At 55.9% G+C, this 18,715-nt stretch carries 14 protein-coding genes and 1 riboswitch; of the genes, 10 read left to right on the top strand and 4 right to left on the bottom strand.

From position 1 onward, the window contains the following. Nucleotides 1-2 precede the first annotated feature (2 nt). Entirely contained in the window at nt 3-701 is a 699-nt protein-coding gene (locus tag PCH01S_RS17585; protein WP_042231279.1) for a class I SAM-dependent methyltransferase, read from the top strand. Nucleotides 702-1,078: 377 nt separating this feature from the next. Here PCH01S_RS17585 and PCH01S_RS17590 read toward each other — a convergent pair whose 3' ends face one another. Together PCH01S_RS17590 and PCH01S_RS17595 are read right to left on the bottom strand one after the other, a co-directional pair. Next, a complete protein-coding gene (locus PCH01S_RS17590; protein WP_042231282.1) occupies nt 1,079-2,518 on the bottom strand; it encodes an NAD(P)/FAD-dependent oxidoreductase in 1,440 nt (479 codons plus the stop codon). Nucleotides 2,519-2,595: 77 nt separating this feature from the next. Continuing rightward, a riboswitch (purine riboswitch) is annotated at nt 2,596-2,695 on the bottom strand. Nucleotides 2,696-2,841: 146 nt separating this feature from the next. After that, nucleotides 2,842-3,471: a LysE/ArgO family amino acid transporter gene (locus PCH01S_RS17595; protein WP_042231284.1), complete on the bottom strand. Its 630-nt coding sequence runs from the start codon at nt 3,469-3,471 to the stop codon at nt 2,842-2,844. 198 nt (nt 3,472-3,669) lie between these two features. Between PCH01S_RS17595 and PCH01S_RS17600 the strand changes: the two genes are divergently transcribed. From PCH01S_RS17600 to PCH01S_RS17615, 4 genes are all read left to right on the top strand, one after another. After that, complete coding sequence (locus PCH01S_RS17600) at nt 3,670-5,121, top strand: aminotransferase-like domain-containing protein (protein ID WP_042231287.1); 1,452 nt, start codon at nt 3,670-3,672, stop codon at nt 5,119-5,121. Between the two features lie 110 nt (nt 5,122-5,231). Next, on the top strand, nt 5,232-5,861 hold the full coding sequence (locus PCH01S_RS17605; protein WP_042231290.1) for a DUF3298 and DUF4163 domain-containing protein: 630 nt from the start codon (nt 5,232-5,234) through the stop codon (nt 5,859-5,861). Nucleotides 5,862-6,086: 225 nt separating this feature from the next. Next, on the top strand, nt 6,087-6,443 hold the full coding sequence (locus PCH01S_RS17610; protein WP_042231291.1) for a group I truncated hemoglobin: 357 nt from the start codon (nt 6,087-6,089) through the stop codon (nt 6,441-6,443). A 192-nt stretch (nt 6,444-6,635) separates the two neighbouring features. Then, nucleotides 6,636-7,952, top strand: a complete 1,317-nt coding sequence (locus tag PCH01S_RS17615; protein ID WP_042231294.1) for a deoxyguanosinetriphosphate triphosphohydrolase family protein — start codon at nt 6,636-6,638, stop codon at nt 7,950-7,952. A 38-nt stretch (nt 7,953-7,990) separates the two neighbouring features. On the opposite strand, the gene PCH01S_RS17620 is transcribed toward PCH01S_RS17615, so the two are convergent. Then, a complete protein-coding gene (locus PCH01S_RS17620; protein ID WP_042231296.1) occupies nt 7,991-9,034 on the bottom strand; it encodes an EAL domain-containing protein in 1,044 nt (347 codons plus the stop codon). Nucleotides 9,035-9,166: 132 nt separating this feature from the next. Continuing rightward, complete coding sequence (locus PCH01S_RS17625) at nt 9,167-10,105, bottom strand: DUF4846 domain-containing protein (protein WP_042231299.1); 939 nt, start codon at nt 10,103-10,105, stop codon at nt 9,167-9,169. Between the two features lie 412 nt (nt 10,106-10,517). On the opposite strand from PCH01S_RS17625, the gene PCH01S_RS17630 reads away from it, so the two are divergent. The 5 genes from PCH01S_RS17630 to PCH01S_RS17650 all read left to right on the top strand — a co-directional run bounded on the left by PCH01S_RS17630 (nt 10,518) and on the right by PCH01S_RS17650 (nt 18,532). Further along, complete coding sequence (locus PCH01S_RS17630) at nt 10,518-11,873, top strand: dicarboxylate/amino acid:cation symporter (RefSeq protein ID WP_042231301.1); 1,356 nt, start codon at nt 10,518-10,520, stop codon at nt 11,871-11,873. 276 nt (nt 11,874-12,149) lie between these two features. Continuing rightward, on the top strand, nt 12,150-14,294 hold the full coding sequence (locus tag PCH01S_RS17635) for a YhgE/Pip domain-containing protein (RefSeq protein ID WP_042231303.1): 2,145 nt from the start codon (nt 12,150-12,152) through the stop codon (nt 14,292-14,294). A gap of 151 nt (nt 14,295-14,445) precedes the next feature. Continuing rightward, nucleotides 14,446-14,892 carry a MarR family winged helix-turn-helix transcriptional regulator gene (locus PCH01S_RS17640; protein WP_042231305.1) on the top strand — a complete coding sequence of 149 codons (447 nt, stop codon included), beginning with the start codon at nt 14,446-14,448 and terminating at the stop codon, nt 14,890-14,892. Between the two features lie 27 nt (nt 14,893-14,919). Next, entirely contained in the window at nt 14,920-16,659 is a 1,740-nt protein-coding gene (locus PCH01S_RS17645; RefSeq protein ID WP_042231846.1) for an ABC transporter ATP-binding protein, read from the top strand. Beyond that, complete coding sequence (locus PCH01S_RS17650; RefSeq protein WP_053228744.1) at nt 16,649-18,532, top strand: ABC transporter ATP-binding protein; 1,884 nt, start codon at nt 16,649-16,651, stop codon at nt 18,530-18,532. Before PCH01S_RS17645 ends, PCH01S_RS17650 begins: the two co-directional genes overlap by 11 nt. The last annotated feature ends 183 nt before the right edge of the window (nt 18,533-18,715 follow it).

Here is an 18,715-nt window from a genome sequence, read left to right on the forward strand (position 1 = left end):
GCATGCCCGACCATACCGATATTTACCGCAACCAGACTCATCTGTACGACCGGATGATCTCCAGACAACCCGATCTGGCGGAAAGGATTGACCGCATCCGCCCCCATGAAGGGCTTGACATCGTGGACCTCGGAGCGGGGACAGGCCGCCTGACGGCCGTTTTGGCGCCGAAGGCCGCATCGGTCACCGCCCTGGACGCCTCTTCAAGCATGCTGGAGGTCACCGCTTCCAAGCTTCGGCGGACAGGGCTGACGAACTGGCGCTGCACAGCCGCCGACCACCGCAGCCTCCCTCTGGCGGACGACTCCGCCGATCTTCTCGTCTGCGGCTGGAGCCTCTGCTACCTCGCCGGCTCGGATGTCCCGGGTTGGGAAGCCCATGTGGCTCAAGCTCTTGCCGAGATGAGACGGGTTCTGCGCCCCGGCGGAACTCTCCTCCTGCTGGAAACGATGGGCACCGGCACGGAGGTTCCGGATCCTCCCGCGTTCCTGAAGCCTTACTACGCGCTGTTGACGCAAAAATACTGCTTTGCCCACGAGACGTTCCGCCTGGATTACACGTTCGAGTCGCTGAAGGAAGCCGAGGAAACGGCACGTTTCTTCTTCGGAGAAGATCTGGCGGCGAAGACAACACGGAACAACTGGGTCACCCTGCCGGAATGCGCCGGGGTCTGGTGGCTGCATATGCCGGCGGAGGCGTAACGGGAGCGTAGACCGGCGCGGCGTTCTGCGCTTGAAGCGGTCTCCCTCCGTTTATTCCCCGGGAACCGGCGGTTTTCGGCGCTGCGTCCAGTATAAGCGGCGTTGCCGGCGGCAGCCATCCCCCGACCGATAGCCCGGCAGCGGGCGTACCAAAAAGCCCTGCAGACGATATTCCGTCTGCAGGGCTTACTTCATTCACAGGAAGCTGAACAACCTAGAAAACGTACAAGCCTAGATCAGCCCCGGCTCGTGCGATTCGCGCCCCCCAAGGCAGCGGCAGTTTATCCGAGCACGATGCTTTCCGGTTGAAGCGGCCCGATTACGGCCAACTCGGCCAACCCGACCAGTTCGGCAATCTCGGTCCGCATAAAGCCCGGCTAGCCCTGAGCCCGTTCCGCTACGGCACGGGCGATCCAGACGCCCGCCGCCCCGGCCTGGGCCAGTCCACGCGTTACGCCGGCGCCGTCCCCGCCGCAGTACAGGCCTGCGATTTCGGTTTCGAGCTGCTCGGTGAGTTTCGGACGGGCCGAGTAGAACTTCGCTTCCACGCCGTAAAACAGCGTATGCTCGGACGCGATGCCCGGCGTTACTTTTTCCAGCGCCTCCACCATCTCCACCAGGCTCTTCATCGTGTTATAAGGGAGAACGAGCCCCAAATCGCCGGGAACGGCTTCTTTCAATGTAGGCTCAAGAAACCCTTCCTTGATCCGGCCTTCCGTAGAGCGGCGGCCGCGGATGATGTCGCCGTATTTCTGAACGATGACGCCACCGTTTGAGAGATCATTGGCACGTTTGCAAATCTCGCGGGCGTATTCGTTCGGTTTATCGAACGGCTCCGTAAACTGGTGCGAGACGAGCAGGGCGAAGTTCGTGTTCTGTGAACCGAGCGCCGGGTCTTTGTACGCATGACCGTTAGCCGCCATGACGCCGCTGTGATTTTCCACGACAACATGTCCCGAAGGATTGCTGCAGAAGGTGCGGACGCGGGTGCCGACCGACGTGTTGAAAATAAACTTGCCTTCGTACAGATGCTTGTTGATTTCCTGCATCACGACATCGGATGTTTCCACGCGGACGCCGACGTCGACCTGATTGTTGTACATTTTCAGGCGGCGTTTGCGCAAAACGCTCGTCAGCCAAGCGGAACCGTCGCGGCCGGGCGCCACGATTACGGAATCGGCTTCGATCTCTTCCCCGTTGCTCAGCACAATGCCCCGGATCTTATGGCCTTCGGCCGTTTTGCTCGTCAGCAGGTCGGCGACTTCCGTTTTGAACCGCATGTCCACTTTCGTCTTCAGGTAGGTATTGATCGAACGGAGAATTTCAAGATTCTGCTCCGTCCCCAGATGGCGGACCTGCGCCCTTAAGAGCTTGAGTCCCGCCGCGTAAGCGCGGTTTTCAATGGAGGACACGACGTCCGTGAGCGGATCGGTCAGCGTCTGCTGGGCACCGTGCTTCAAGTTGATGTCATCCACATACCGGATGAGATCCAGCACGCGTGAAGGCGACAGATAGTCCGTCAGCCAGCCTCCGAATTCCGTCGTGATGTTGAACTTGCCGTCACTGTAAGCTCCGGCGCCGCCGAAACCGGCAGTGATCGAACAGGCGGGCAGGCAGCCCGCAAATTCCTTGCGTCCCGCGGCAGGCGGACACAGCTTGATTTTCTCTTCCAGAATCGGACAACGGCGGCTGCCGATGTCATGCCCTTTATCTACAAGCAGCACTTTAAGGTGCGGTGATTTTAACGAAAATTCATAGGCAGCGAATATCCCGGCCGGTCCGGCCCCCACAATAATGACATCGTAACGGTTGCTCATGATCGTATCCCCCAGTCAGTTATGAAAGGTATCAGGCTTGAGCCGGGCACGCAAAAAAATCCCGGCCTTCGAATGGTACGGTAAAACCGTCCATTCGTAGCCAGGAATTTTCGGTTCCTTGTAGAGACCTCTGGCCCGTATTGCCAAAGATATACGAATAGGTAACATGCAAATTTAGTTGTTAACGGAGACGTTCGCCCCTTAAACAGGTTAACGAAAATCATGTTCGAAGTCAACCCAGATCCCATTAAATATTCGGTTTATTTTTTGTAAAAAAGGAATTTTCATAAAAACAAAGCGATTTAATCACCAAAACACGAACATTAAAAAGAAAAGACGATATAGCCCGCCGACAGCCACATCACAATCGCCGACACCTTGCCCAGAACCGCCGTAAACCGTGCGGACCCGCTTATCCGGCCCGTCAGCCAGCCCAGCGCGGCTAAACCGAAGAACCAAAACCAGGAAACAAGGATACACGCCAGGGCGAACACCCATTTATGCGTCCCGCTGTACTGCAAGGAGCTCGTGCCGATGACACCGACCGTATCCAGGATGGCATGAGGGTTCAGCAGGGAAACCGAAGCGGCGAATGTGATCTGTTTGCGTGCGGGGTACCGTGTTTCATCACCCGCTGCGGGTTGATCCGCGTCCTTGCGTGAAGCGCTCTTCCACGTTGTCCAGCCCATATAGGCCAAAAAAATGACGCCTGCACTCATGAGCACGGTTTTGATCCACCAGATTTTCAGAACGAGTACGGAGACGCCGAAAACCGCCAAACCGATCAGAAGCGTGTCGCATAACGAAGCTGTCAGAACGGCCGGAAGCGCCCGGATATATTTTTTGTGCAAAGCCCCCTGATTGAAAATAAATACGTTCTGCACCCCCAGAGGCAAAATAAGCCCCATAGCCAGAATTAGTCCGTGCAGGGCGGCCGCAGCCGTTAACATCATGCCGGTTCCTCCATCTCTCTACCGTTAGTTTCTCTTGTCTTACTTCCTCATGATATAGAAAGATAACCGTTTGTCTCCATCCATTTGGATGGATTGGGAGCCAACCAAACGTTATACTGGAACAAGCGAGCCTGGACCGGCTAAATTCAGAGGACCGTTCAGAGAGCCGGACATCCTCCCAGAAAGCAGGAACCCTTCATGCAGGACAGCAGCTGGAAACCCGACAAGACTTCCTCCATTCCCTTATCCGTTCAAATCAAACAGTATATTAAAAGCAAAATCGAAAACGGCGAGTGGCCCGTAGGCACGAAAATCCCTCCCCAGCGGGCTATGGCCGCCGTCTTCGAAGTCAACCGCAGCACCGTCGTAGCCGCCGTTGACGAGCTGATCGCCGACGGAATCCTGGAGGGCCGCAGCGGAAGCGGCACACGGGTCGTCAACAATTCCTGGACGCTGCTCACGCCGTCGGCCGTTCCGGACTGGACCTCTTACGTGCAGTCGGGCGTCCACCGGCCTAACCGGACGATGATCCGGGAGATCAACCGGGCGGAGTTCGTCCCCGGCATGATCAGGCTGGGAACCGGAGAGCTTTCTCCCGCTCTTCACCCCCATGAAATGACGAGAAAAGTGCTCGAGAGGCTGCCGGACCGCATGACTTCGCTCGGCTACGAGGAGCCGAAGGGGCTGCTCCCTCTCCGGGAGAGGATTAGCGCTTATTTGAGCACAAGCGGCATCCATGCCTCCCCTTCGTCCATTCTGATCGTCTCGGGGGCGCTGCAGGCGCTCCAGCTCATTTCCCTCGGCCTGGCGCAGCCCGGCTCCACCCTGCTGCTGGAGAAGCCGTCTTACTTGTTCTCGCTCCATATGTTCCAATCCGCCGGGGTCCGCCTGTGCGGCCTTCCGATGGATGAGCGCGGAATAATGGCGGATCGCATCCCGGAGCTGGCCAAGCGCGCCAAGGGAGCCATGCTCTACACCATCCCGTCTTTTCATAACCCGACCGGCACCCTGATGCCGGAAGACCGGAGAAAAGAGCTGCTGGAGGTGTGCGAGACCGCGCAGCTTCCCGTCATCGAGGATGACGTGTACCGCGAGCTGTGGCTCGACGAACCCCCGCCTCCGCCGCTGAAAGCGATGGACAAGAACGGGCTTGTCCTGCACCTCGGAAGCCTCTCCAAGACGTGGAGTCCCGGCCTGCGCATCGGCTGGGTGGTCGGACCCGAAGCCGTCATCGACCGGTTGGCCGACCTCAAGATGCAGACGGACTACGGCTCCAGCTCGCTGTCGCAGTGGGCGGCCGCCGAACTTCTCTCCGGCGGGTTATATCCGCGGCATCTGGAGACGGTTCGTACGGAGATGCGGAGGCGCCGCGACCGGACCCTGGAGCTGCTGGATAGCGGGTTCAAGGATATCGCCTCCTGGAAAGTCCCGTCCGGGGGCTTTTACATCTGGCTGAAGCTTACCCGTTCTCTCTCCATGAAGGAATTGTTTGAGAAAGGGCTCCAGGCAGGCATCCTTCTGAATCCGGGAAGCCTGTACGATCCTCTCTCCGCCCCTTATCTCAGACTTTCGTATTCCTACGCTTCTCTCGAAGATCTGGAAAAGGGGCTGCTGAAGCTCTCCGCTTTGATCCGCAGACTTGCCCGCTGACCCAATGCCGGGATGCCGGACTTTGGAGCCGGTTTGCCGGACCGGACGTCTAAAAACCTTTTTCCCGCAATAGGTTAAGCATGAGACGACATCCGGAAAGGAAGAAGAGCATGGCCTCCTTATTTCAGCTCCCTGTTCAGGTGGAAACCGAAACCGTCACATCTCCGGGGGTGACGATCTATACGCCGAAACTTTCGGGCCTTCGAAGCCCTGCGGTTCAGAAAAAGCTAAACGCGGCATTCTCCGGCCTTACGGCTTTGCTCTTTAACGAACAGAAGAAATACCAGACCGGCACTCTCCAGGAGATGACAGGTCATTATGAGGTGAAGACGAACGAGAGAGGACTTCTCAGCCTGATCGCCACCAACTATGCCTATTCGGCCCCCATGGCCCACGGGTATACCGTTGCGGAATCTCTTACATGCGATGTGAACTCCGGGGATTTTTTCACCCTTTCACAGCTTTTCAAGCCCGGAAGCGGCTACGTGGAACTGCTTTCGCAGCACGTAAAGGTACAGCTTCAGCGGCGCAAACTGCCCCTGCTGAACCCTCCGTTCAAATCCGTCTGGCCCGATCAAAACTTCTATCTGGCGGATAAAGCGCTGGTGCTGTATTTCGATCTTCTTGACATCACTCCTTATTACGTCGGATTTCCCATGTTTCCGATCTCGGTGTACGATCTGCTTCCCATTGCGGCAGAAGGAGGTCCCCTGGACATCCTTGCGGTAGACGTCAGCTGACAAGACCCCCGGCCGGTTATCGGACGAAGCGGCAGCCTCTCAAATGGAGGGCTGCTTTTTTGCGTTCCAGATTACGTTCAGATAAAATCGCTGATCGTCCGGCGTGTACGACTTTAATCCTTTAACCGCTACCCCCTAATTGACGGTCAGGGATTTTTTGAGATTTTAACGTTCAGAAGGGTAATATAAAAGAGCAGGACCCTATACTTAGGAGGCAGATAAACAATGGAAACTAGCTTATACGAGAAACTTGGCGGAAAAGAAGCAATCGGAAAAGTCGTAGAGGAGTTTTACAAGCGTATCACTGCGGACGAATCGGTCAATCATTTCTTCCGGGATACGGATATGGCGAAACAGCTGCGTCATCAGACGGCTTTCATCAGCTATGCGCTCGGCGGCGCCCCCTACACAGGCAAGTCGATGGCTGCGGCCCATACGGGACTGAACCTGCAGCCGGAGCATTTCGACAGCATCGTCAACCATTTGCAAGCCTCTTTGGCGCATTTCGGAGTCACCGAAGACGATATCCGTCAAATCACGGAGAAGGTAGGGTCCCTGAAGGGCGATATCCTTTATAAATAAAACGGATACGGGCCCGGCAGCTTCCCCTAAACTCCGGTCGGCAGCTCCCTTTACCCCGCCCGCTGCAGTCTGGACGAAGGTTCCCTGAATCTTTGTCCCTTTTCCCACAGGGGCCGGATGTGCTACAATTTGCAAAACGTCTTCACGTGTTAGGATTATTCACATATAGAGAAGGTAGAAGGGGGGAAACGGATGGATATGCGCAAGTACCGTTTGGATGAACCCGCACTGGGTACATTCAGCGAGGAACGGGACGAATACGAACGCGATTACGCCCGTCTTATTCAGTCTCCGGTGTTCCGCCGGCTGCAGGGCAAATCGCAGGTATTCGGTGCGGGGACGGGGGATTATTACCGGACGCGGCTTACCCATTCCCTAGAGGTTTCGCAGATTGCCCGCGAGGTTGCCCGGCGTATGAGAAAACAATACGCGTTTTGCATCGGCGGGGAGCATCCCGGCTTGATGATCGACCCGGCCGTCGTGGAATGCGCATCTCTCGCGCACGATTTGGGACATCCTCCGTTCGGCCACAAAGGCGAGGAAGTGCTCAATCATCTTCTCGGGGAAGAGCACGGCCTCTCCTACGAAGGAAACGCGCAGAATTTCAGGATTCTGACGTTTCTGGAGAAACGCGCCGGCAGCGACAGCGGCCTGGATTTGACGGCCGCCGTGCTTCTGGCCATCAACAAATACCCATACAGCCTGGAAGAGCCGGGACGGCTCAAAGGCGTGTACGGGATGGAGTGGGAGGGCATCCGGCAGCTCCGGGACATGTGGAACATGCCGGAAGGCTGTCCGACGCTGGAAGCCCAGCTCATGGATTTATGCGATGACATTGCGTACTCCACGCACGACATCGAGGACGGAATCCGCGCCGGCAAAATCCAGATGAACCGCTCCTTCTTCGAAGACGACCGGCTGATCGGGCACCTCGTTCAGGAAATCGTGAACGATCAGGGCAACCTCGAGGTCGGCTGGGAGCAGGTGGACATCACCGCGATGGTGAAGCAGGTGCTTGCCTCTTACCTCGAGCAGTGGGAGCTCATCTACGCCCAGTGCGACCGGGAAGCCTCGCGCACGCGCAGAGAGATGAAAGCCCGCTGGGTCAGCTCCTTCGCCGGAAAAGTCGGCATTATCGACGACCCGGATAAAGGCTGGAAGCGCGTCACGTTCGTGCGCGAAGGCCGCCGGGACCTTGATCTTCTCCGTACGATGGAGATAATCAAGAAATTGGCCTGGGTCACGCTCGTCAAAGACTTCCGCGTCCAGCGGCTTCAAAAGCGCAGCGAAATCATCATCCGCCGGCTGTGGGACAGCTTTAAAGTGCCGGATCACGGACAGCTCATTATTCCGCCCGACTGGATCGAGAACTACGAGCGGCATCTCTCCGTATGGTCTTGGCCCCGGCTGGTCGCCGATTATATCTCCGGCATGACCGACGCGTACGCGGAGAAAGTCGCCGCCGAGCTTTACGCGAGCAAGTCCGGCTCGATCTACGAGATGGACTAAGGCGGGATGCCCGTTTTTTTAGAAGAAAGCCTGTATATTTATGCAGTCCAAGACGGCAGGACCCTCAGCGGCTGCGGCTCCGGCTTGCCGAAGTAGTAGCCCTGAAACCATTCATAACCGAGATCCCGGAGACATTCCAGATCGTCGCGGTCTTCGATTCCTTCCGCGAGCGCACGGGAATTGAGCTCCTGGGTCATTCTTGCCACAGCGCGTGCCACGCGCTGTTTTCTTTTATCCTTGCTGACGCCCCGGCAAAATTCAAGTGCCAGTTTCACGACGTCGGGCTCCAGTTCGGAAAGGACCTGCAGGCTGTTAAAACCCGTTCCGACATCATCCAGTGCATAGCGGAAGCCATGTTTTTTGTAAAAAGCCAAGATGCTTCTCAGGTGGTCCATATTGTTGATTTCTTCGCTCTCCACCACCTCGAAAATGATCGATTCGGGGTTTACGCCCGTTCTCTCCACCATCTCAACTGTCGATTGAAGACAGTGAACGGGATTATAGATGGACGTCGGGAGGAAGTTGATGAAAATCAGCCCGTCATCCAGACCGCCGGCGTTCCGGACAGCTTCCAAGCGGCATGTGCGGTCCAGCGCGAACAGGCGGTCCCTCGCTTTAGCGGCCTGAAACAGCTGAACCGGCGGAATCAGCCCGCCGTCCCGCCCTGTTCCCCGCGACAGCAGCTCGTAACCGATAATGGAGCTTTCCACGCCGTCAAAAGAAACGATCGGCTGGTAAAAAGTCCGGATAGAGCGGTTCGTAATGACATCGTCAATCCAATTGGCATCTCGTTCTTCCTTGAAAAATTGGACGGGCTTGAGCTTGTCCAGCCCCTGCAAGGGATCATGCTTGTCCGCCCGCACGGCCCGGATATTGGCATATTCCAGATGCGCGGTCACATAATCGAGCATGGCGTTGAACAGAGATTCGTGCATCCAGTACAGCCGTGAATCGATTTTATCCCACTTATCCGCCGGGTATTCCGGCAAATAGGCATCCAGAAACGCGGAAGTTTCGCTTCCGCCAAAGTAGACCGTGTAGCCGCGCTCCCCAACGAAGCATTTCGAACAAAAGTTTTGCATGAAAAGCGCTCCCTATGTCACATAATGGATGGATTTACGTCTATCTTACTTAATAAGGGTTCTAATTTACAACCTTTAAGGATAAAATTTCATTTTAACGAGGAATCCGGGCTTGGAAACGGTTTTTACTTCCTAATTCCCCTGAAATCTCCTTAAACTATTTTCGCCGAATTCCCATTCCGGCGTTTTCAGACCGCCTCCTTCTTTAAGCGTGTACCACGGGCTTTGAGCGGGATTTGCAGGATTGACCAAAATATGCGTCTCCTGGGCGGGCGTGTAGCTTTGCGCCAGCATAAATAAGGTCTCCCCCGTCGACTTATTCACCGCTGTATCCACGACAATGACCGCATGTCCCGGCGATCCTCCGACAATGAACACATCTCCCGGCTTCACTTCGCTCTTTTTGACCGGTATCAGCTCTTTTTCCAACGATAACGTTCCCGCATAGGCGAAAACCACATCCATAAACTTGCGGAAACCCTCCTGGCTGTTATCGGACCCACCATTTTTTACCCACGATGCCTCATTTCCATTCATCTTAATTCTATATCCGTTCATCCATTTTGAATATTCGGCTTTAAACCCGTTCACAAAGTTAAAATGAATCTCCCCGTACTGCTTCCGGTCGAATAAGTATTGGGCCCGCAGCAGCATGACCGCATCGGCGCACTGATGAAGATCGCGGCTGCCGATCGGGATATCGACCACAGCCTCGTAGACCCCGGGCTTGTTTTTCTCGCGCCCGTCGAAAAGATGAACGACCGAGCCGTCCGGCTTCAGCTTCAGTCCGCGTAAAAACGCCGCAAAGCTTCCCGGCTCGGCCGGCGTGCGTTCGAACCCTTTCGGCGCTTTGAACCGCTCCTGTAAAGTAACGCCTTCGGGCGTCAAGATGGCGGCGTTTTGTGCGGCCTTCTGTCCGGCCGCGGATTTCCCGCTCCCAGCCTCCTTCCCCGCCTGCTTGGCAGTCGGCTCGGAAGAACCGGCCGAATCGCACGCGGACACCCCCAACGACAGAACCAGCAGGCTCATCAGCGCACTTTGTTTCCATTTATCGCTATATAAGAAGGACATGTTCGCGGTCTCCTTTGAACTTTTTTCTTCATTATAATGCATTCTAGAATTTATTTACAAAAAATGAAATCTAGGGGACTCGCGATAAGTTGGAAGGGGTTGCTCAGGCATACCGGACTTGACTCTCCACTTTGACGCCTTGACGCCGGGACCGCCTAAGCCGTCCTTTTGTTTTCCCTGTTCACACGTCATCGGTCTGCTTCTTTACTTGATATACCAACCTCTGTCCGAAGCCCTCCCGCAAAATATTTTCCTCCGCCCGCCACTCCGTGCCCTCTTCTATTCCGATGAACCTTTACATAGATTTGAAAAACAACTTAAAAATTGACGCTTGACGTTTTGAGGCTCCGGTAGTACGATACATATCATTAATCCCGACTAAACTTATGAGCATTAAGGGGGAACAGGCTTCATGAATAACAACTTGATCAAAGCTTTCGAGACCAACTGGATTTCCCTGGTTGTTTCTCTTGTTATTATCGGCTTTCTTTATTTCTTAGCCAAAAAACGCGTCAGCTTCGGCTACCGCGTCCTGATCGGTCTTGGTATCGGTCTTATCGTAGGGTTCATCTTCAATACCTACAAAATCGACGCGAAAAGCGTCAGCACGATCGGTACGATCTACGTCAATCTCATCAAAATGATGGTAATTCCGCTCGTAGTCGTGCTCGTCATCAACAGCATCGCCGGTCTTTCCAACCTCGGGCAGCTTCGCAAAATCGGGCTGAAAACGATCGGACTGTTCCTGGCGACTACCGGTATCGCAGCCTTGATCGGACTGCTCGTCGCGCTCGTATTCAATCCGGGCTCCGGCATTCCGCAAGGCACGCTTAAAGATTTCAAACCGAAAGAAATCCCGACGTTCTCCCAGGTTATCCTGGATCTCGTTCCGTCGAATCCTTTCAATGAAATGGCGACCGGCAAAGTCGTTCCGGTTCTGATCTTCGCAATCTTCGTGGCTGTTGCCATCGTTCATATCGGCTCCAAGAAGCCTGACGCCGTCAAGCCCGTGAAGGACCTGATCGCTTCGCTGGCTCAAGTGCTTCACCAGGTGATCAAGTACGTCATCCGCCTGACTCCATACGGCGTATACGCGCTGATCGCGGCTATGGCCGCCAAATACGGCGTGGATACCCTGAAGCCGCTAATCATGCTTATTCTGGCCACGTACACGGCGCTTCTGCTTCACTTCATCATTACGTTCGGCGGTCTGGTTACGTTCGTAGCCAAGGTCAACCCGTTCAAGTTCTTCCGCAAGGCTTACCCGACGATCGCCGTTGCTTTCACGACCCGCAGCAGCTACGCGACACTTCCGGTTAACCTGGAAGTCCTGACGAAAAAACTGCGCGTATCTCCGCGTATCGCCAGCTTCGTGGCTCCGCTCGGCGCGACGATCAACATGAACGGCTGCGGCGGCGTATGGCCCGCTGTCGTTGCGATCTTCGTCGCAGGCGTCTACCACATTCCGCTGAGCGTGTCCGATTACATTCTGATCGTGCTCGTCAGCATGATCTCCTCCGTCGGCGTTGCCGGCGTACCCGGACCGGCTGCCATCTCGACGACGGTCGTACTGACCGCTCTCGGTCTGCCGCTTGAAGGTCTGGGCCTGACCCTCGCTATCGACGCTATCGTCGACATGGGCCGTACGGCTGTGAACGCGACGGGTACTACGGTGTCCACGCTGATCGTGGCCAACTCCGAAGGCGAATTCGACCGCGCGTCCTTTGACCGCGACGAAGAGGATGAGTTGGAATTGAACCCGGCTTAAGCGGGACGTTAATAAAGGGCAGACTCCGGTCTGCTCTTTTTTTATTTGCCCCTATGCATGAAATCGAGAGAGGACGGAGGAACGCCTCTACCCGATTCTTTTCCCCCCTGTGTTCCTCTTCGCTGCTTGCAAAACCGGCCCGGTGTTGTTAACATCGTAATTCCCTGTTTAAATATACAAAAGAGGGAGCCTTCGGCCGATAATGGGTATGTCTGGGAGGCAGCTAAGCAATACTAACATCAACTCTGTATAGAGACAGGAGACACAGAAACGCTTATGAGAAAAATTGGGTCCATTTACGCCCGTGACATCCGAAACATCGCGACCAATTGGGTGGCCGCTGTCATCATTTTGGGACTTGTATTTCTGCCCTCGCTTTACGCGTGGTTTAATATCGAAGCTTCCTGGGATCCCTACGGTCAGACCGGGGGCATTGCCATCGCGGTCGCCAATAACGACGAGGGGGCTACGCTGCGCGGCAAACAGCTGAATCTGGGGAACGAAATCGTAGCCTCGCTCAAAAAGAACGAAAAGATCGGCTGGACCTTCGTCGACGAGAAAGAAGCGATGAAAGGCGTCAACCACGGGGAGTATTACGCCAGTATTATTATTCCCGCCGATTTTTCAGCCAAAATCGCTACGGTGCTGACCGATGATCCGCAAAAAGCGGACATTCTCTACTATGTGAACGAGAAAATCAACGCGGTCTCGCCGAAAATCACGTCCAAAGGGGCCACGGGCGTCATTGACGAGGTCAGCCGCAACTTTATCAAAGTGGCAAACGGAACGATTTTTCAGATCTTCAATGAGATCGGCGTCGAGCTCGAAAACGAACTGCCGACGATCGAGAAAGTGAAAACGCTCGTTTTCAAGCTAGAAACGGTGTTCCCCGAGCTTAATCAGGCTGTCGGCGTCGCACTGGACGATGTACATAAGTCGAATGACATTGTAAAAAAAGCGCAGGATAACCTGCCGATCGTTACCCAGCTTGCCAAAGACGGAGAGGAATTCACCAACAAGCTCGGCGACTTCCTCGGCAAGGGCTCTGAGGCCGTCGAAGCGCTCGGTCCGAACATCAAGCAGGACCTCCTGCTGCTTCAGCAGACGGCGACGGCCACGCAGGAGCTGACCGGCATCCTGAAGGACGCCAACTTCGACCCCGCCGTCGCCAAGGCCGCGATCGACCGGGTCTCGCAGCGTCTCACGGTTGCGGTTGATGTGACGGACCGGATGATCGGCTTGTTCGAACAGTTGAACAAGTACACGGGCGGCAAAGTGATGCCGTTTGTGATCGACCGGTTGAAGTCCGTCAAGGACCGATTCCAGCAGCAGCTGACCACGGTCGGCAAGATCAGGGACGCGATCGACAAAGGCGAGAAACCGGCGCAGGAGCTGGTCGATAACCTGAACCGCCTCTCGAAGGAAACGGCCGGCTTCATCGGCGACATCCTGGGCCGGTACGACAGCGAAATTCAGCCTCAGATTCTCCAGGGGATCGCCAAGGCGAAGAAGACGGCCCAGAACGCTCATACCGTACTGAGCGAAGCTGTCAAAAGCATCCCCGATCTGCAGAAAATTCTCGGGGATGCGGCGAAGGGCCTGGCCGTCGGGGACAAGGAGCTCAAAGAGATCCAGGCCCGCCTACCCGAAGCAGAGACGAAAATCAAGGATCTGGCCGATAAAATCCGCGCCTTCGAGAAAGAGGGCAACCTGACGGAGCTGATCGACCTTCTGAAAAACAACTTCGAGAAGGAAAGCGAGTTCTTCGCGGAGCCGGTACAGCTCAAAGAAAACAAGCTGTTCCCGATTCCGAACTACGGTTCGGCCATGTCGCCTTTCTTCACGACGCTTTCCCTGTGGGTAGGCGCTCTGCTTCTCGTCTCGCTGCTGACGGTGGAAGTGCACGAGCCGGGCTACAAGAGCTACCAGGTATTTTTCGGCCGCTATTTGACGTTCGGTACTCTGGCCGTTATGCAATCGTTGATGGTCACGCTGGGCGACATGTTCATCCTGAAAACCTATGTCGTCGACAAATTATGGTTTGTCCTGTTCGGAATGGTGCTCAGCGCGGTCTTTATGCTCATTGTGTACACGCTGGTCTCCGTATTCGGCAATGTCGGCAAAGCGATGGCCATCGTGCTTCTCGTGCTGCAGCTTGCAGGTTCCGGAGGTACGTTCCCGATTCAGGTGACCCCTCCGTTCTTCCAGGCCATCCATCCGTATCTGCCCTTCACGTACGGGATCAGCATGATGCGGGAAGCCGTTGGCGGCATCCTGTGGGACATTATCATGGAAGACTTGGTCATGATGGCTATCTACATCGGAATTACCCTGCTGATCGGACTGGCGCTTAAAAAAGTCATCAACAAATCCAGCGCCAAATTCATAAGCCGCGCCAAAGAAAGCAAACTTATTCATTAGAAGCGGGACCTGCCTTCAGGCAGGTCTTTTTTTTGTAAAATTTAGGATGGGACAGTTGATTTCCAAGGATTCTGTCCATTGACCCTTTTCGGAAATAGCCGTACACTATTCATTAGCCGACTAACTAATAAAGGAAGGAACAGAAGCCATCATGGATATTTACCAATCGGATTCCGTCATGCAGATCTTGTCTCGGGTATTCAAGCTTCACCGCCGTCACCTGCACGAGCTGCTGCAGAATTACGAGGTTTACCCAGGGCAGCCGCCTCTGCTCATCCGCTTGTCCGAGAGAGACGGCCAAAGCCAGCACGAACTGGCCGCTCAAATGCGCGTAAAGCCCGCCACGCTTACCGTCATGATTACCCGGATGGAGAAAACCGGACTTCTCCGGCGCGGAGCCGACAGCAAGGACCAGCGGGTATCGCGTGTCTATCTGACCGATAAAGGGCATCAGGCAACGACCGCCGTTAAACAAGCCCTCCGCGAAATCGAGGAAACGTGCCTGAAGGGCTTTCTGACGGAAGAGAAGCTTCTTTTCCGCCGCCTTCTGCTCCAAATGTATGAAAACTTGAAAGATATCGAAGAACAAATCGATTAGCCGGCAAATTAAAAGGAGGTGACCGCTCTGTTAACTTTGAGCCGATATTTAAAACCTTACTGGAAAGCGGCCGTTCTCGCTCCGCTTCTGATGCTTCTTGAAGTATATATGGACCTGCTTCAGCCCAAGCTGATGGCCGACATCGTAAATCAAGGCGTAGCGGCGGGGGATCTCGCCACGATAAGAAACACCGGGCTGCTTATGCTCGGTGTGGCGTTGATCGGACTGATCGGCGGGGCCGGATGCACCGTATACTCCAGCATCGCTTCGCAAAACTTCGGCGCCGATCTGCGGGACGATCTTTTCCGGAAAACCCAGACATTCTCTTTCCGGAATCTGGACAAGTTCAAATCGGGGTCGCTCATTACACGGCTGACCGGAGACATCGTGCAGGTCCAGACTCTGGTTCAGATGACCCTGCGCGTCCTCGTCAGGGCGCCTTTTCTCGCCATAGGCGGCGTCATTATGTCGTTTATGCTGAATCCGCGGCTTGCTTTGATCCTGGCCGCGGCCATTCCCGTTCTTTTTCTCGTGCTGTACTTGCTCATCCGGGTGTCCCAGCCCCTCTTCTTGAAAGTTCAAGAGAAGCTCGACCGGGTGAACACGGTCCTTCAGGAAAATCTGAGCGGAATCCGTGTGGTGAAAGCTTTCGTACGTTCCGATTTCGAGCGCAAGCGCTTCGGCGAAGCAAACCGGGATTTCACGGATATCGCCCTGAAGGCGGCGCGGACGATCGCTTTGAACGCCCCCATTATGACGTTCATCATGAACGTCAGTCTGGTAGCCGTACTCTGGTACGGCGGCGCCCAGACTTGGAATCTTTCTTTTCCCGTGGGAGACCTTATCGCTTTTCTTAACTATGTAACCCAGGTTCTCACTTCCCTGCTTACCGTAGGCATGATGATGATGTTTGTTACGAGAGCGAGAGCTTCCGCCGGGCGTATCAATGAAGTTCTCGAAGCAGAGCCGGAGATCGCGGACAAACCGGGCGCTTCCGCCGATGCCATCCGGGCGGGCCGTGTCGTCTTCGACCGCGTCTCTTTCGCTTACGACGAAGACGGCCGGGAGCTGGCGCTCAGGGACATCAGCTTCACGGTCGAGCCCGGTCAAACGCTGGCCATTCTGGGAGCGACGGGTTCCGGCAAGACTTCCCTCGTCCATCTCATTCCGCGCTTGTACGACCCTGCGGCCGGACGTGTCCTTATTGACGGAACGGACGTGAAGGACATCGCTCTGGAGCACCTGCGCAGCCGCGTAGGGATGGTCCTCCAGCAGGCTATCCTGTTCAGCGGCACCATCCGCGAGAACATTTCCTACGGCAAGCCGGACGCCACGCAGGAGGAAATCGAAGCGGCAGCCCGCGCGGCCGAGATTCATTCGTTTATCGCCGGTCTGCCGGAAGGCTACGACACCCTGCTCGGCCAGAGAGGCGTCAATCTCTCCGGGGGCCAGAAGCAGCGCATCTCGATCGCCCGCGCCCTGCTGGTCCGGCCCACGGTCCTCATCCTCGACGATTCCACGAGCGCGGTGGACCTGGCGACCGAAGCCCGCATCCAGCAGGCGCTGAAAGAGCGGATGGCGCGCAGTACGTGCCTGCTTATCGCACAGCGCATCTCGTCGGTCGTCGACGCCGATCAGATTCTCGTGCTGGAAGACGGGCGTATCGCCGCCAGGGGCACACACGCCGAGCTGCTGGCCGTCAGTCCCGTTTACCGGGACATTTACAAATCCCAACAGGGAAGGGAGGAAGTCATCCATGGCGCATAAGCCTCAAGACAACGGTTCCTCCGCGCCGGAGCCCCCGATGGGCTTAGGCGTAGGCGGTCCTGCCGGCCGGGGTCCGGGTCCCGGGGGCCCGCGCATGACGCAGAAAGTACGCGCCAAGAACACGGGCGCTACGCTCGGCAGACTGAGCCGGTATCTTGGACGCCAGCGCAAGGGACTGGCCGCGGTCGTCCTGCTGACCGTGCTCAGTGCCGGCGCCGGGCTGATCGCCCCTTACCTGCTCGGGCGGGCCGTCGATGACTACATTATGCCGCGGGATTACGGCGGCCTTCTGCAACTCTGCCTTCTTCTGCTCGGCATTTATCTGTTCAGTTCCGTAATGACCTGGTTTCAGACGTACGTTATGGCCGCCGTCTCTCAGCGCACGGTGCAGAACCTGCGCCATGACATATTCGCTCATCTGCAGAAACTGCCGCTGAATTTCTTCGACAGCCGGACGCACGGAGAGCTGATGAGCCGCACGACCAACGATATCGAGAACGTCTCGAACACGTTAAATCAAAGTGTTATTCAGCTCATGACAAGCGTGATTACGATTGCAGGCTCGCTTGTACTTATGCTGTCCATGAACATCTGGCTCACGCTGGTCACGCTTCTTTCCGTGCCGGTGACCATTTATTTAACCGGACAAATCTCCCGGCGGACCCGCACTCATTTCAAGGGCCAGCAGAAAAGCCTGGGCGAGCTGAACGGATTTATCCAGGAAACGATATCGGGCCAGAAAGTGGTTCAAGTGCTGCGCCGGGAACGCCAGACAGCCGCCCGTTTCAAGGAAATCAACGCCGAGCTGCGGGAAGCCGGAACGAAGGCGCAGATTTATTCGGGCATGGTAGGCCCCTTCAATAACGTGGTCAACAACTTCAGCTTCGCTCTTATCGCCGCAATCGGCGGATGGCTCGTAATCAGCGGCTGGACGACTCTCGGGGTCATTGTCAGCTTCCTGAATTATTCCAAACAGTTCACGCGCCCGATCAACGATCTGGCGAATCAGTACAATCTGATCCAGTCCGGGATTGCCGGCGCCGAGCGGGTATTCGAAGTACTCGATGCGAAGACGGAGTATCCGGACATCCCGCAACAGACAAAGGGCAGCTCCGCTGACGCCCGTCCTTTGAATGTGGCCGGTGAAGTTGTTTTCGAAGATGTCTCCTTCTCTTACAAGCCGGGTTCCCCGATTCTTTCGGATATCTCCTTTACCGCGAAGCCGGGGGATACGATTGCTCTTGTGGGACCGACCGGAGCCGGCAAAACGACCATCGTCAACCTCCTCACCCGGTTCTATGAGATTGACGAAGGGGAGATCCGGATCGACGGAACCGATATCCGGGAGCTCGACAAGGACAGCCTTCGCGGCCAGCTCGGCATCGTTCTCCAGGACGCCTATCTGTTCTCGGACACGCTCCGCGAGAACATCCGGTACGGGCGGCTGGACGCCACCGACGAGGAAGTGGAAGCTGCGGCCAGACTGGCGAACGCCGACGGCTTCATCCGCAAGCTTCCTCAGGGCTACGGCACGCTGATGTCTTCCGAGGGCGGCAATCTCAGCCACGGCCAGCGGCAGTTGATCACGATTGCCCGCGCCATTCTCGCCGATCCGGCCGTCCTCGTGCTGGACGAAGCTACCAGCAGCGTCGATACCCGGACGGAGATGCATATCCAGGAGGCGATGAGCCTGCTGATGAAAGGGCGGACCAGCTTCGTCATTGCGCACCGTCTCAGTACGATACGCGACGCCGATCTTATCCTCGTCCTTAACGGAGGAAAGATTCTCGAACGCGGTACGCACGAAGAACTTTTGACCGCCGGAGGGTTCTATTACGAACTGTACAGCAGCCAGTTCCGCGACGCGGTGTAACCACCGCGGGGCACGACAAAAAACCTCCGGCTCACTTATTGAAGTGAGGCCGGAGGTTTTTTCATAGAGCCAAGTCAACAAAAAAAGCCCCCACAGCCGCGGTCATCCTCGTCCCCTCAGGGGGTTACTGGAATGATGGCGGCCGTAGAGGCCGGTCTATACTTTCGTGCAGCAATCGAACTC

This window comes from Paenibacillus chitinolyticus NBRC 15660, assembly GCF_000739915.1.
Lineage (GTDB): Bacteria > Bacillota > Bacilli > Paenibacillales > NBRC-103111 > Paenibacillus_F > Paenibacillus_F chitinolyticus.

Coding starts and splice junctions, on each gene's coding strand:
- PCH01S_RS17585 (WP_042231279.1), top strand. CDS start 3: ATGCCCGACCATACCGATATTTACCGCAACCAGACTCATCTGTACGAC.
- PCH01S_RS17590 (WP_042231282.1), bottom strand. CDS start 2,518: ATGAGCAACCGTTACGATGTCATTATTGTGGGGGCCGGACCGGCCGGG.
- PCH01S_RS17595 (WP_042231284.1), bottom strand. CDS start 3,471: ATGATGTTAACGGCTGCGGCCGCCCTGCACGGACTAATTCTGGCTATG.
- PCH01S_RS17600 (WP_042231287.1), top strand. CDS start 3,670: ATGCAGGACAGCAGCTGGAAACCCGACAAGACTTCCTCCATTCCCTTA.
- PCH01S_RS17605 (WP_042231290.1), top strand. CDS start 5,232: ATGGCCTCCTTATTTCAGCTCCCTGTTCAGGTGGAAACCGAAACCGTC.
- PCH01S_RS17610 (WP_042231291.1), top strand. CDS start 6,087: ATGGAAACTAGCTTATACGAGAAACTTGGCGGAAAAGAAGCAATCGGA.
- PCH01S_RS17615 (WP_042231294.1), top strand. CDS start 6,636: ATGGATATGCGCAAGTACCGTTTGGATGAACCCGCACTGGGTACATTC.
- PCH01S_RS17620 (WP_042231296.1), bottom strand. CDS start 9,034: ATGCAAAACTTTTGTTCGAAATGCTTCGTTGGGGAGCGCGGCTACACG.
- PCH01S_RS17625 (WP_042231299.1), bottom strand. CDS start 10,105: ATGTCCTTCTTATATAGCGATAAATGGAAACAAAGTGCGCTGATGAGC.
- PCH01S_RS17630 (WP_042231301.1), top strand. CDS start 10,518: ATGAATAACAACTTGATCAAAGCTTTCGAGACCAACTGGATTTCCCTG.
- PCH01S_RS17635 (WP_042231303.1), top strand. CDS start 12,150: ATGAGAAAAATTGGGTCCATTTACGCCCGTGACATCCGAAACATCGCG.
- PCH01S_RS17640 (WP_042231305.1), top strand. CDS start 14,446: ATGGATATTTACCAATCGGATTCCGTCATGCAGATCTTGTCTCGGGTA.
- PCH01S_RS17650 (WP_053228744.1), top strand. CDS start 16,649: ATGGCGCATAAGCCTCAAGACAACGGTTCCTCCGCGCCGGAGCCCCCG.